At 68.2% G+C, this 14,182-nt stretch carries 10 protein-coding genes and 2 rRNA genes (1 of these 12 cut by a window edge); 9 read left to right on the forward strand and 3 right to left on the reverse strand.

What is annotated here, in order from left to right:
- Positions 1–1,374, forward strand: a 23S ribosomal RNA gene (locus OG210_RS19665) (it extends 1,751 nt beyond the left edge of the window).
- 78 nt (positions 1,375–1,452) lie between these two features.
- A 5S ribosomal RNA gene (gene rrf / locus OG210_RS19670) occupies positions 1,453–1,569 on the forward strand.
- Positions 1,570–2,069: 500 nt separating this feature from the next.
- Here the strand turns inward: rrf and OG210_RS19675 are convergent.
- The gene (locus tag OG210_RS19675) at positions 2,070–3,317 is read right to left on the reverse strand and encodes a hypothetical protein (RefSeq protein WP_328327170.1); all 1,248 of its coding nucleotides are present in this window, start codon (positions 3,315–3,317) and stop codon (positions 2,070–2,072) included.
- A gap of 155 nt (positions 3,318–3,472) precedes the next feature.
- Here OG210_RS19675 and mtnA point away from each other — a divergent pair, with 155 nt between their 5' ends.
- The 7 genes from mtnA (at position 3,473) to OG210_RS19710 (ending at position 12,258) form a co-directional block, all read left to right on the forward strand.
- Entirely contained in the window at positions 3,473–4,582 is a 1,110-nt protein-coding gene (gene mtnA, locus OG210_RS19680) for an S-methyl-5-thioribose-1-phosphate isomerase (protein ID WP_371537933.1), read from the forward strand.
- 15 nt (positions 4,583–4,597) lie between these two features.
- Entirely contained in the window at positions 4,598–5,275 is a 678-nt protein-coding gene (gene mtrA, locus OG210_RS19685; protein ID WP_005486885.1) for a two-component system response regulator MtrA, read from the forward strand.
- 1 nt (position 5,276) lies between these two features.
- Positions 5,277–7,391, forward strand: a complete 2,115-nt coding sequence (gene mtrB, locus OG210_RS19690; protein ID WP_371537939.1) for an MtrAB system histidine kinase MtrB — start codon at positions 5,277–5,279, stop codon at positions 7,389–7,391.
- A gap of 85 nt (positions 7,392–7,476) precedes the next feature.
- The gene (locus OG210_RS19695; RefSeq protein WP_371540380.1) at positions 7,477–9,282 is read left to right on the forward strand and encodes an LpqB family beta-propeller domain-containing protein; all 1,806 of its coding nucleotides are present in this window, start codon (positions 7,477–7,479) and stop codon (positions 9,280–9,282) included.
- A gap of 216 nt (positions 9,283–9,498) precedes the next feature.
- Positions 9,499–10,221 (forward strand): ComF family protein, encoded by a 723-nt coding sequence (locus OG210_RS19700; protein ID WP_371537942.1) that lies wholly within the window; start codon positions 9,499–9,501, stop codon positions 10,219–10,221.
- A 349-nt stretch (positions 10,222–10,570) separates the two neighbouring features.
- The gene (gene hpf, locus OG210_RS19705) at positions 10,571–11,260 is read left to right on the forward strand and encodes a ribosome hibernation-promoting factor, HPF/YfiA family (RefSeq protein WP_328327162.1); all 690 of its coding nucleotides are present in this window, start codon (positions 10,571–10,573) and stop codon (positions 11,258–11,260) included.
- A gap of 221 nt (positions 11,261–11,481) precedes the next feature.
- On the forward strand, positions 11,482–12,258 hold the full coding sequence (locus OG210_RS19710) for a response regulator transcription factor (protein WP_328327159.1): 777 nt from the start codon (positions 11,482–11,484) through the stop codon (positions 12,256–12,258).
- A gap of 37 nt (positions 12,259–12,295) precedes the next feature.
- Here OG210_RS19710 and OG210_RS19715 read toward each other — a convergent pair whose 3' ends face one another.
- Both OG210_RS19715 and OG210_RS19720 read right to left on the reverse strand, forming a co-directional pair.
- Positions 12,296–13,480 carry a DNA glycosylase AlkZ-like family protein gene (locus tag OG210_RS19715; protein ID WP_328327157.1) on the reverse strand — a complete coding sequence of 395 codons (1,185 nt, stop codon included), beginning with the start codon at positions 13,478–13,480 and terminating at the stop codon, positions 12,296–12,298.
- A gap of 102 nt (positions 13,481–13,582) precedes the next feature.
- Entirely contained in the window at positions 13,583–14,158 is a 576-nt protein-coding gene (locus OG210_RS19720; RefSeq protein WP_328327155.1) for a GNAT family N-acetyltransferase, read from the reverse strand.
- Positions 14,159–14,182 lie beyond the last annotated feature (24 nt).

Here is a 14,182-nt window from a genome sequence, read left to right on the forward strand (position 1 = left end):
CGATTGTGGTGAAGTGGATGATCCTATGCTGTCGAGAAAAGCCTCTAGCGAGTTTCATGGCGGCCCGTACCCTAAACCGACTCAGGTGGTCAGGTAGAGAATACCGAGGCGTTCGGGTGAACTATGGTTAAGGAACTCGGCAAAATGCCCCCGTAACTTCGGGAGAAGGGGGGCCATTCCTGGTGATGAGTCTTGCACTCTGAGCTGGGGGTGGCCGCAGAGACCAGCGAGAAGCGACTGTTTACTAAAAACACAGGTCCGTGCGAAGCCGTAAGGCGATGTATACGGACTGACGCCTGCCCGGTGCTGGAACGTTAAGGGGACCGGTTAGTGATCTTTCGGGGTTGCGAAGCTGAGAACTTAAGCGCCAGTAAACGGCGGTGGTAACTATAACCATCCTAAGGTAGCGAAATTCCTTGTCGGGTAAGTTCCGACCTGCACGAATGGCGTAACGACTTCTCGACTGTCTCAACCATAGGCCCGGTGAAATTGCACTACGAGTAAAGATGCTCGTTTCGCGCAGAAGGACGGAAAGACCCCGGGACCTTTACTACAGTTTGATATTGGTGTTCGGTTCGGCTTGTGTAGGATAGGTGGGAGACTTTGAAGCGGCCACGCCAGTGGTTGTGGAGTCGTCGTTGAAATACCACTCTGGTCGTGCTGGATGTCTAACCTCGGTCCGTGATCCGGATCAGGGACAGTGTCTGATGGGTAGTTTAACTGGGGCGGTTGCCTCCTAAAGAGTAACGGAGGCGCCCAAAGGTTCCCTCAGCCTGGTTGGCAATCAGGTGTTGAGTGTAAGTGCACAAGGGAGCTTGACTGTGAGACCGACGGGTCGAGCAGGGACGAAAGTCGGGACTAGTGATCCGGCAGTGGCTTGTGGAAGCGCTGTCGCTCAACGGATAAAAGGTACCCCGGGGATAACAGGCTGATCTTCCCCAAGAGTCCATATCGACGGGATGGTTTGGCACCTCGATGTCGGCTCGTCGCATCCTGGGGCTGGAGTCGGTCCCAAGGGTTGGGCTGTTCGCCCATTAAAGCGGTACGCGAGCTGGGTTTAGAACGTCGTGAGACAGTTCGGTCCCTATCCTCTGCGCGCGTAGGAATATTGAGAAGGGCTGTCCCTAGTACGAGAGGACCGGGACGGACGAACCTCTGGTGTGCCAGTTGTCCTGCCAAGGGCATGGCTGGTTGGCTACGTTCGGAAAGGATAACCGCTGAAAGCATCTAAGCGGGAAGCCTGCTTCGAGATGAGTATTCCCACCCCCTTTGAGGGGTTAAGGCTCCCAGTAGACGACTGGGTTGATAGGCCAGATGTGGAAGCCCGGTAACGGGTGGAGCTGACTGGTACTAATAGGCCGAGGGCTTGTCCTCAGTTGCTCGCGTCCACTGTGTTAGTTCTGAAATAACGAACGACCGTGAAGTCACCCGGTTTCGTTAATTTCATAGTGTTTCGGTGGTCATTGCGTTAGGGAAACGCCCGGTTACATTCCGAACCCGGAAGCTAAGCCTTTCAGCGCCGATGGTACTGCAGGGGGGACCCTGTGGGAGAGTAGGACGCCGCCGAACAATTTTTAGCCTCAGCCCTGGACCGTTATGGTCCGGGGCTGAGGCATTTTTGCGTTCACGGGCAGTTTTCATATCCAGGCCGATAAAGGATGTGGGCGGTCGTGCTCAGGAGGCCATAGGGGCACGGTCCCGGCGCCCCTGCACCCCCGGCGTGCGGTGGGCGCTCGGATGTCCCCGGGGCGGGTATCGCGGTCGCTGGGGTGGTCTTGGCCGCTTAGTTGGGACTCGGTCGCGACCGGGCCACCGGGGGTCCGGTCGGCACCGCCCGGTTCGGATCGCTGAGGCGGAGATGTGCCGGCTCGTCGGCGGTGAGGCCTCCCCGTATCCCCCCGTATGAAGTCCCGAGCCGCTGTGCGCCCCAGCAACGCCACAGCGGCCTTCGATCCACCACCGGATGTGGTTGGTGGATCGAAGGCCGCTGTGGGTTCGGTTCGTGCTCCGGGTGCGTCGGCTCGGGATGAGCTACGGCGCAGTGGCCGTGTTGCCGTCGCCGGCCCGTATCAGCTCGCGGAGTTCTCGTAGCCGGGTACGCCCGCGGATCGTGCGAGATCGATGTCGAGCGCCTCGCGGCGGATGCGCTGGTCGACATAGAGGAGCACCGTCACACCGGCTGTGAACGGGTAGGTGAGCGCCGACGTGAGCATCGCGCCGATGCCGCTGATGATCAGGTACGGCCAGCCGAACACCGGGGTCTTGCTGGAGACGAGGTCGCTGATGCCCTTGCCGTCGGCGATCGTGGCGGCCGCGTTGAACGGCAGGTCGATGAGTCCCGACACGAGGGCGGTCAGCAGCAGGGCCAGCAGCGTGATCCCGAAGATGCGCCACCAGACGCCCTTCACCAGCTTCGCCGAGCGGTGCAGTGCTGCCGCGATGCCCTGCCGCTCCAGCATCAGTGCTGGTCCGGCCAGGCTGAAGCAGATCCACAGCCAGACGACCACGACGACGGCGGCGATCCCGCCGAGGGCGGCGAGTCCGGCGCCCTCGGAGCCACCGACCAGGAGGCCGGGAAGAAGACCGACCGTCATCACCGCTGCGTAGCCGACGGGCAGCAGCAGGCTCAGCCCCATCAGCCGGGGGAGCTGCGGCCTGGCCTCGCGCCAGGCGTCGGCGAGCGTCACCGGGCGGCCCAGTACCGAGCGGCTGACGACCATGGTCAGTACCGCGGTGGTGAAGATCGTGCCGATCAGCGTGATCGCGTACACCGGACCCAGGCTGAGCAGGGTCGTTCGCAGCGACTCGACGCTCTGGTGCAGCTGCTCGGACGGGCTGGCCCCGCTGTCGATCTGGGTGGGCTCGGGGAGCAGGTAGTGCTGGATGAGGACCGAGCAGAGCTGGACGACGGCTGCCACGCCGATCGTGAGGCCGAGTGCGGTGCGCCAGTGGGCGCGCATCGTCGACACCGCGCCGTCGAGGATCTCTCCCACGCCGAGCGGCCTGAGCGGGATGATGCCCGGCTTGGCCACGACCGGCTGCTGGTGTCCCCAGCCGTCCTGCGGCGGTCCGGCCCAGCCGGTGTTCTGCCGGCCGTTCCCGCTACCGGCCCGCGCGCGCGGACCCCGGCCGGACGTCTGCTGCGAGGGCACGGGAGGGGCGCTCGGCGGGGTCCACTGTGCGGCCGGCGGCTGGTTGCTGGACCACTTCGGAGCGGCTTCTCCCTGGCCGGTCGGCTCGGCGGGCCGGGGGACGCCCGGCTCCTGGCCGTCGGAGGGGGCGGATCCGGGCGAGGCCCAGCCCGGAGAGTCGTTCATTGTCGCTCCTTCACATGCCTGTCCGCCACATGCCTGTCCGCGCGTCGAGGCAGCAGGTCGGCAGCCATCGTGTCATGGGAGATACAGCGGCGGAGTCGCTGCTGTATCTCCATTGCACCTTCAATTGTCGGTGCCACACGGGGCAGACTGTGCGGATGGCTGATCAGGACGAGCAAATCCCGCTGGGTGCGGGGCCGCCCATGCTTCCTTCGCTTCGTTGGGACGAGCCGCCGGAGGGGCCGGTCATCGTGCTGCTCGACCAGACTCGATTGCCCGGCGAGGAGGTCGAGCTGGTCTGCACGGATGTTCCCGCGCTGGTCCGGGCGATCCAGACACTCGCTGTCCGGGGGGCGCCGCTGCTCGGGGTCGCCGGGGGGTACGGGGTCGTGCTCGCTGCCGTACGGGGATACGACGTGGAGGAGGCAGTGGCGCTCCTCGCGGGTGCGCGGCCCACCGCGGTGAACCTCGGGTACGGGGTGCACAGGGTGGCCGAGGCGTACCGGGCAGCTGTCCGGGGCGGTGCGGACACCGGTGCGGCAGCGGCGGCGGCGCTCACTGAAGCCAGGGCACTGCACCAGGAGGACATCGAGGCCAGCCGGCAGATGGCGGTCCGGGGCCTGGCGCTCCTCGACGAGCTGCTGCCGGGCGGCGGGCACCGGATTCTGACACACTGCAACACCGGGGCGCTGGTCTCGGCCGGTGAGGGCACCGCTTTCGCCGTGGCACTGGCGGCGCACCGTGCGGGCAGTCTGCGGCGTCTGTGGGTGGACGAGACGCGGCCACTGCTGCAGGGGGCGCGTCTGACGGCGTACGAAGCGGCCCGCAACGGGATGGCGTACACCCTGCTCACGGACAGCGCGGCCGGTTCGCTCTTCGCGGCGGGCGAGGTGGACGCCGTGCTGATCGGTGCCGACCGGATCGCCGCGGACGGCTCCGTGGCCAACAAGGTGGGCAGCTATCCGCTGGCCGTGCTGGCCAGGTACCACCATGTGCCGTTCGTGGTCGTCGCTCCGACGACCACGGTCGACCTGTCCACGCCGGACGGTGCGTCCATCGAGGTGGAGCAGCGTGCGGGCGGGGAGGTCATGGAGTGCGGCGGGGTGCCGGTGGCGCCGCTGGGGACGCAGGCGTACAACCCCGCGTTCGATGTCACACCGCCCGAGCTCGTGACGGCCGTCGTCACGGAATCGGGGGTCGCGTCCCCTGTCACCAGGGACGCACTCACCGCATTGTGTGGCAGGTCACGCCAGGTAACGATTAGCTAATGGGATGATGTCGGTATGAAGGGACGCGTCCTTGTCGTCGATGACGACACCGCACTGGCCGAGATGCTCGGCATTGTGCTGCGTGGTGAAGGTTTTGAGCCGTCATTTGTAGCGGACGGCGACAAGGCACTGGCTGCATTCCGTGAGGCCAAGCCGGACCTGGTGCTGCTCGATCTCATGCTGCCCGGACGGGACGGCATCGAGGTCTGCAGGCTGATCAGGGCCGAGTCAGGTGTGCCGATCGTGATGCTCACGGCGAAGAGCGACACCGTCGATGTGGTGGTGGGGCTCGAATCAGGGGCCGACGACTACATCGTCAAGCCGTTCAAGCCCAAGGAACTCGTCGCCCGTATCAGGGCGAGGCTGAGGAGGTCGGAGGAGCCCGCACCGGAACAGCTGGCGATCGGTGATCTGGTCATCGATGTGGCCGGTCACTCCGTGAAGCGGGAGGGGCAGTCGATCGCCCTGACCCCGCTGGAGTTCGATCTGCTGGTCGCGCTGGCCCGTAAGCCCTGGCAGGTGTTCACCCGCGAGGTGCTGCTGGAGCAGGTGTGGGGGTACCGCCATGCCGCGGACACCCGGCTGGTCAACGTGCACGTCCAGCGGTTGCGCTCGAAGGTCGAGAAGGACCCCGAGCGGCCGGAGATCGTGGTGACCGTCCGCGGTGTCGGATACAAGGCGGGACCGAGCTGACATGGCCCGCAGCAGTGCCGCTCCGGCGCCCGGGGAGCCGGGAGCACGGCCGGAGCGGGCTGCCGGACCCGCGGTGAACGCGTCCCGGTTCACCTCGTCGACCGGTTCCGCCGGTTCCGCCGGTTCGTCCGGTGCGCCGGACGTATCCGGTACATCCCGCTCGTCCGGCTCGTCTGTCGGAGGGGCCGCGCTGCGCAGGTTCGGCGAGCGTTTTCTGCGGGGCGGCCGGCTGCTCCAGGACGGAGCGCCCGGCGGTCCTGTGCTGCGGCTCTTCGCGCGCTGGGTGCGCCGTCCGCTGCTTCCCGCTGTGCGCCTCTGGCGGCGCAACATCCAGCTCAGGGTGGTCGCGGGCACGCTTCTGATGTCGCTTGCCGTGGTCCTGGTGCTCGGATTCGTCGTCATCGGCCAGGTGCGCAACGGTCTGCTGGACGCCAAGGGGAAGGCCGCGGTCAGCCAGGCCGCGGGCGGTTTCACGGTCGCCAAGGACAAGGCCAACGCGACAACGGTGGCCGACAGCGACTCCGCCGACACCGGGGCGGCCAGCAACTCCCGCCAGTGGCGTACCGACCTCGTCGCCCAGCTCGCCAGCGGCGGTCAGGGTGCGTACAACGTGGTCACCCTCGCCCCGGCCTCCGAGGAGACGGGTGCGGGCAACGGCGGGGAGCGTACGTCCGGCCAGGTGAGCCCCGACAGCGTCTCCGGGAAGCTGCGCCAGAGCGTTGACCAGGGCACGGCGCCGTACAAGACGTACACGGACATCAGGTACGTCGACGGGCGGGCGCCGGAGCCCGGTCTGGTCGTGGGGCAGCGTCTTGAGGACATCGACCACAAGCCGTACCAGCTCTACTACCTCTTCCCGCTCTCGCAGGAGGAGAAGACCCTCAGCCTGGTCAAGCGCACCCTGGCCACCGCCGGGCTGTTCGTGGTGGTGCTGCTCGGGGCGATCGCCTGGTTCCTGGTGCGGCAGGTGGTCACGCCCGTGCGGATGGCCGCCGGGATCGCCGAGCGGCTCTCGGCCGGGCGTCTCCAGGAGCGGATGAAGGTCACGGGCGAGGACGACATCGCCCGGCTCGGTGAAGCCTTCAACAAGATGGCGCAGAGCCTCCAGTTGAAGATCCAGCAACTGGAGGACCTCTCCCGGATGCAGCGCCGCTTCGTCTCCGACGTGTCGCACGAGCTGCGCACCCCGTTGACGACCGTACGGATGGCCGCCGACGTCATCCATGACGCGCGCAGCGACTTCGACCCGGTGACCGCGCGCTCCGCCGAGCTGCTCGGCGATCAGCTCGACCGTTTCGAGTCGCTGCTCGCGGATCTGCTGGAGATCAGCCGGTTCGACGCGGGCGCCGCCGCGCTGGAGGCGGAGCCGATCGATCTGCGGGAGACCGTGCGCCGGGTGATATCCGGTGCCGAGCCGCTCGCGGAGCGCAAGGGCAGCCGGATCCGGGTCGTCGGTGACGAGCAGCCCGTGGTCGCCGAGGTCGACGCGCGGCGGATCGAGCGCGTGCTGCGCAATCTTGTCGTCAATGCCGTGGAGCACGGCGAGGGCAACGACGTGGTGGTCCGGTTCGGTGTCGCGGGGGGCGCCGTCGCGATCGTCGTGCGCGATTACGGTGTGGGGCTGAAGCCGGGCGAGGCGACACGGGTCTTCAGCCGTTTCTGGCGGGCCGACCCCGCGCGGGCCCGTACGACCGGCGGTACCGGGCTCGGTCTGTCCATCGCCGTCGAGGACGCGCGGCTGCACGGAGGCTGGCTCCAGGCGTGGGGCGAGCCGGGTGGCGGTTCACAGTTCCGGCTGACCCTGCCGCGTACCGCGGACGAACCGCTGCGCGGCTCCCCGATACCGCTGGAGCCCGACGACTCGCGGCGCGCCCGCGCCACACAGGCAGAGGCGGGGCGGCTGATGGCGGTGCCGGCCCAGCCCGGTGCGGACCGTTCGCCGCTCCCGCCGCTGCCTCGCGCGATACCGGCCGACCCGACGGCGCTGCCGGGCAGTGGTGCCCGGGTGGTGCCGAGGGCCGGTGACTGTGCAACGCACGCCGGTGAATCCGCAGCGCACGCCGGTGATTCTGCAACGCAAGCTTCGGACCGGGAGGACACCGCCCGTGGGCGATGATCGTGGGGGCAGCCGCGGCATACGGAGACTTCGGACGTACGCCTGGCTCGGCTGCGGCGGCATACTGCTGGCCGGCTGTGCGTCGATGCCGAACAGCGGGGACATCGAAGCCGTCGATCCTTCGCAGCGCAGCGACTCGCAGGTCAAGGTGTACGCGGTGCCGCCGCGCGAGGGGGCCGCGCCCGCCGAGATCGTGGACGGTTTCCTGGAGGCGATGACCAGCGACGATCTGCAGTTCGCCACGGCCAGGAAGTATCTGACGAAGGAAGCGTCGCGCAAGTGGGATCCGGGCGCGCGGACCACGGTGCTCACCGACGGGCCCACGCGCCGGGCGAATCCGGCCAACGACCGGGACGCGCCGCAGGTCTCCTCGACGTTCGAACTGAGCGGCACGGAAGTCGCCGTGGTCGACAAGCAGCACGCGTACCAGCCCGACAAGGGCACGTACCGCAACTCCATCCACCTGGTGCATCAGAACGGCAACGGGTGGCGCATCGACGATCTGCCCGCGGGTCTGCTGCTCAGCCTCTCCGACTTCCAGCGCAACTATCACTCCGTCAACAAGTACTACTTCGCCTCCGCGCCCACGTCCGGGGTGCCCGGGGGGTCGGGGGCCAACGGCTCGTCAAGCAGGAACTGGCTCGTCGCCGACCCGGTCTATCTCCGTCAGGGCATCGACCCCGAGACGAGGATGGATCCGCTGACGCAGACGGTCGCCTCGCTGCTTGACGGGCCGACCAACTGGCTGCGTCCGGTGGCGGATTCGCGCTTCCCGGCCGGAACGGCGCTCAAGAAGGGCGTCCGGTCCCTGACGCTCGACGACCGGAACAGCCTGAAGGTGCCGCTCAACGAGAGGGCGTCGGGCGTCGGTCAGGGGCAGTGCCGGCAGATGGCGGCCCAACTGCTCTTCACCCTGCGCGATGTGACGTCCATGCGGGTCGGGCAGGTGGAGCTGGAGCGTGCGGACGGCTCGCAGCTGTGTGTGCTCAGTGCGGACCAGTCGCAGGAGTACGCGCCCGACCACACATCGGGCAGCCCGGCCGGCGAGTACTTCGTGGACGCCAAGGGCCGGCTCGTACGGATGCAGGCCATCGGCGGTGACACCTCGGCGAAGGCGGAGCCCGAGCCGGTCGCGGGTCCGCTCGGCACGGGCGCCAAGCCGCTGAGCACGGTTGCGGTGGCGCGCGACGAACGCCGGGCGGCGGGTGTGTCGAAGGACAGCAGCACGCTGTCCACGTCGTCGATCGTCTCCGGGGACGAAACGGCCGAGAAGTTGTACACCAGCCATGCGAAGCAGGAGAAGAACCGTCTGTCGGCCCCTAGTTGGGACGGCTGCGGAGATCTCTGGGTGGCTGACCGGAACCCGGCGAATCCGCAGTTGCTGCGGTTCCCCGGCGGTTCGGGCGATCCGCAGTCGGTGCCGGTCCTCGGGCTGGACGGCGCGCGCATCGCGGGGCTGCGGATGTCGTCCGACGGGGTACGGATCGCGCTGCTGCTGACGAAGGACGGGCATACGACGCTGAAGGTGGGACGGGTGGTACGGCAGGGGAACGTCGACAGCCCGACGGTCTCCGCCGTGGACGAACTGCGCCCGGCCGCACCGCAGATGGCGGATGTGACAGCGGTGTCCTGGGCGGGTCGCAGCCGGCTCGTGGTGGTCGGCAAGGAAGCCGGCGGGGTGCAGCAGGTGCGCTATATGCAGGCGGACGGTTCGGTTTCCGGTGTGAACCCGCTGCCGGGCGCCAACCGGATCACCGCCGTGGCCGCTTCGGACGACGACAGGCTGCCGCTGATGGCGCTCTCGGACGAGGACGGAATTGTGCGGCTGCCTCCGCGTGCGAATTGGAAAACGGTGGTGGAGGAAGGTAAGTCGCCGGTCTATCCCGGATAGGCGGCTTATCCGGGGACAGCTGTCCGGATAGCTTCCGGATAGCTGTCGCGCGGCTTCCGGGTGGCTTCGGCATTGTTGTCGGGCAGCTGCTGGACAGCTGCTGGATGGCTGCGGGACTGCGGTATCGGGACTGTTGTATGCGGCAGTCGTCCGTGATCGCCCCCGGGTTATCCACAGGGGTGGCAGGAAGCGCCGCTGCTTGGCAGAGTGGAAGCCATGAGGGGGTGGTGGCGGGAAATCTCCGAAGTGGTGCTGCCGAGCGCATGCGGAGGCTGCGGCAGATCCCGCACGGCGCTCTGCGCGGAATGCGCCGAGGCTCTCTGCGGCGGTCCGGTGCGCAGGGCCAGACCGGATCCCGAGCCGTCGGGACTGCCGGCGGTGTGGGGCGCCGCGGCGTACGAGGACGCGGTGCGGGCGGTGCTGCTCGCGCACAAGGAGCGGGGAGCGCTGGGGCTGGCGGGGGCGCTCGGCCGTGCGCTCGCCGCGGCGGTGCGGGCCGCGGCACGGCATCGCGTGGGTGGGGAGACGTTGCTGCTCGTCCCGGTGCCCTCGTCGCGTGCAGCGGTGCGGGCCCGGGGGCATGACGCGGGCCGCCGGATCGCCTGCGCTGCCTCGGCCGAGCTGCGCAGGAGCGGGACACCGGCGCGGATGCTGGGGGTGCTCCGGCAGCGGCGTGCGGTGGCCGATCAGGCGGGCCTGGACGCCCCGCAGCGGCTGGCGAATCTCTCGGGGGCACTGGAAGTGGTGCCCGGGGGCGTAGGGCTGCTGGACGGGGGCAGGGTGGTGTTGGTGGACGATCTCATGACGACCGGAGCATCACTCGTGGAGGCGGCGCGTGCTGTACGGGCAGTGTCAGGCAGGGAATTCCCCGGAGCCGGGGAACCGATGGCCGCGGTCGTGGCCGCACCGCCGTTGTCTTTCGAAATAAACCGGAACTGATAGCTAACTTGCATCGTTGCAGGTAGCGAGGGACAAAAACCACCTGAACGGGGGTACGCGTCAGTAGCGGGTGCCGATACCCGTCCCAGCGAGCTATGTTCGGTTGTGAGGAATGGCGAAAGCTGTGGCTCACTTGAATACACGGACGTGCATGGCGCTTTCCGGTTTCCGCCGGTTCCGTGGAAACCCGGATGCTTGCGAGGCCGGAGGTTGGTGTGGGTGGGGATCTTCCCGACGGGGGAGGAGGAGGTGAAAGTCACCAAGTCCGAGACTCCGGTGCTCACCGGGGTCTGGTGCAAGAGGGAGCTGCTCCGCCGCTGAGCGGAGCGATCCGGGAACGGAGTTCTGCGTGGACATCGTCGTCAAGGGCCGCAAGACCGAAGTACCCGAGCGGTTCCGCAAGCACGTCGCCGAGAAGCTGAAGATTGAGAAGATCCAGAAGCTGGACGCCAAGGTGATCAGCCTTGACGTCGAGGTGTCCAAGGAGCCCAATCCGAGGCAGGCCGACCGTTCGGACCGTGTGGAAATCACGCTGCACTCCCGAGGCCCGGTGATCCGGGCGGAGGCAGCGGCAGGCGACCCGTACGCAGCGCTGGATCTGGCCACGGGCAAGTTGGAGGCGCGGCTGCGGAAGCAGAACGAGAAGCGCCACAACAGGAGGGGCGCGGGCCGTATTTCGGCGGCCGAAGTCGTCGACGCGGTGCCGGAAGCGGCGCCGATCAACGGCAACGGTGAGTTCACCGCCGATGTGGCGGCCCAGACCATTCCGACCACCAGGATCGGTTCGCTCGAAGTCCAGGGCGAAGGCCCGCTGGTGGTACGCGAGAAGACGCATATCGCGGCAGCGATGTCGCTCGACCAGGCGCTCTACGAGATGGAGCTGGTGGGGCACGACTTCTATCTGTTCGTCGACGCGGAGACAAAGGAGCCCAGTGTCGTCTACCGGCGGCACGCCTACGACTACGGTGTCATCCACCTGACGACCGACCCGCTCGCCGACATGGAGGCGGCGGGCGCCGGCGGTGCGCTCGGCGGATGACTTCATTACCCGTCGCGGTGCCCCCGGACGTGTACATGCGCACCGGGGGCGCCGCCGTGCGGTGGGGATCAGGGTGAGGGATCGGGGCTGGGGACCACCGTTCCGTCGTTCCGGCATGAAATCATGGCGACGCGCGCCAATCGGGCTTCTGTGAGCTGCGGTTGGTGTCGTAGTTGAACGTCGTACATGAACTTCGGGCCCATGCTTCAGGGGGAGGAACGATGGCGGACCGCTTCGGTCCCGCGCACGACCGGGACGAGGACCCCATGGACCATGGTGCGGCGGACCATGGTGGTGTGGACCGCGGTGGTGTGGACCACGGTGGGGCTTCGTGCAAGGAGCCGATCCGGGTCCTGGTGGTGGACGACCACGCGCTTTTCCGGCGCGGTCTGGAGATCGTTCTCGCCGCGGAGGAGGACATCCAGGTCATCGGCGAGGCGGGTGACGGCGCGGAGGCGGTGGACAAGGCCGCCGATCTGCTGCCCGACATCGTGCTGATGGACGTACGGATGCCCAAGCGCGGTGGCATCGAGGCCTGTACCTCCATCAAGGAGGTGGCACCCAGCGCGAAGATCATCATGTTGACGATCAGCGACGAGGAGGCCGACCTCTACGACGCGATCAAGGCCGGGGCCACCGGCTATCTCCTGAAGGAGATCTCGACCGACGAGGTGGCGACGGCGATCCGGGCGGTGGCCGACGGGCAGTCGCAGATCAGCCCCTCCATGGCGTCGAAGCTGCTCACCGAGTTCAAGTCGATGATCCAGCGCACCGACGAGCGCAGGCTCGTACCGGCCCCGCGGCTCACCGAGCGCGAGCTGGAGGTTCTGAAGCTGGTGGCCACCGGGATGAACAACCGGGACATCGCCAAGGAGTTGTTCATCTCCGAGAACACCGTGAAGAACCACGTCCGCAACATCCTGGAGAAACTGCAGCTGCACTCCAGGATGGAGGCCGTGGTCTACGCGATGCGCGAGAAGATCCTCGAAATCCGCTGAGACCGGAGGTTGAGTTCGGAGGTTGAGTTCGGGGCCGCTACCGGGCCGCGTCCAGTGCCCCGCTCAGGGACGCTGCCAGCGGGGCCCGCAGCTCCGGTTCGTTGATGCGCTCCACCCGCACGTCCGTGCACCCCACCCAGGCCGCCGCCTCGGCCAGCGCATCGGCCATCGGCCGCACCGCCTTACGGTCCGCCAGGGAGATCTGCCTGGCCACCAGGGTGCTGCCCTCCCGCGCGGGGTCGACCCGCCCCACCAGCTTCCCGCCGGCCAGCAGGGGCATGGAGAAGTAGCCGTGGATCCGCTTGGGCTTGGGGACGTACGCCTCCAGCCGGTGGGTGAAGCCGAAGATCCGCTCCGTACGGGCGCGCTCCCAGACCAGTGAGTCGAACGGCGAGAGCAGCGTCGTACGGTGGCGGCCGCGGAGCGGGGACGACAGTGCCTCCGGGTCCGCCCAGGCCGGTTTGGACCAGCCCTCGACCCTGACGGGGACCAGGCCCGAGTCCGCGACGACCGCGTCGAACTGCTCGCCCTTGAGACGGTGGTAGTCCGCGATGTCCGTACGGGTACCGACCCCCAGGGACTTCCCCGCTAGCGCGACGAGCCGCCGGACACACTCCAGGTCGTCCAGCTCGTCATGGAGCAGTGGGCCGGGGATCGCGCGCTCGGCCAGGTCGTACACCCGCTTCCAGCCGCGCCGCTCCGTGCACACCACCTCTCCGTACATCAGCGCCCGCTCGACCGCGACCTTTGACGCCGACCAGTCCCACCACTCGCCGCCGTTCTTCGCGCCGCCCAGTTCGGTGGCCGTCAGCGGGCCCTCCGCGCGCAGCTGCTTGATCACGGTCTCGTAGGCCGAATCGGGCAGGTCGTGGTTCCAGTGCGGGCGGTCGCGGTAGGCGCGGCGGCGGAAGGCGAAGTGCGGCCACTCCTCGATGGGCAGGATGCAGGCCGCGTGCGACCAGTACTCGAAGGAGCGGCCCCCGGACCAGTACGCGTCCTCGACGGTCCTGCGCCCGACGGCGCCCAGCCTGGCGTACGGGATGAGCTCGTGCGAGCGCGCGAGGACCGAGATGGTGTCCAGCTGCACCGCGCCGAGATGGCGCAGCACCCCGCGCACCCCGCCCCGCCGGTCGGGCGCGCCCAGGAACCCCTGGGCGCGCAGCGCTGTCCGGCGGGCCTCGTCGGCGGAGAGTTCGACGGCTGGGGGCGGCACAGGAGTCATGCCCCGAACGATAGGCGGCAGCACTGACAACCGGGGTGGCGCCGGTGGATCCGGATCAGCGGAGCGGGCGGATCCGGACGCGGGGGTGAGGGCGGGCTCGGGTCACGGACCGGCCGGGAGGTACGCGTGTTCCGTGGGCAGCCCCAGGTCGGAGGGGAGTATCGCGCCCAGCCAGCCGTCTCTGCGGGTGCCCTTGTTCAGCAGGTCCGCGCGCAGGACGCCCTCGACGCGGAACCCGGCCTTCTCCGCCACCGCCCGCGACCCGGTGTTGCCGACCTCGGCCCGCCACTCCAGACGCTCCGCTCCCAGCTTGGTCAGCGACCAGTGCGTGAGTACGGTCACGGCCTCGGCCATGTATCCGTTGCCCCGGTGCTCCTTCGCCATCCAGTAGCCGATCTCCCAGGTGCCTGCCTGTCCGCGCTGGAACACGGAGATCGCACCGACGAGCCGGGCGTCCGCACGGGCCAGCACGGCGAAGGCCAGGCTGGTGCCGGCCCGCCAGCCGTCCGGGACCAGCCGGCTGGTGAAACTCTCCGCGTCCTCCCGGCGGTAAGGGGAGGGGACGACCGTCCAGCGCTGGATGTCGGGGTCCTGACAGGCCCGGAACACGGGCTCGGTGTCAGCGGCGGTGAAAGGGCGCAGCAGCAGCCGCTCTGATGTCAGTGTCACGGGGTCCATCGGCTGATTCTGCTGCCCGTGGGG

The sequence above is a fragment of the Streptomyces sp. NBC_00466 genome (assembly GCF_041433995.1).
Classification (GTDB): Bacteria; Actinomycetota; Actinomycetes; order Streptomycetales; family Streptomycetaceae; genus Streptomyces.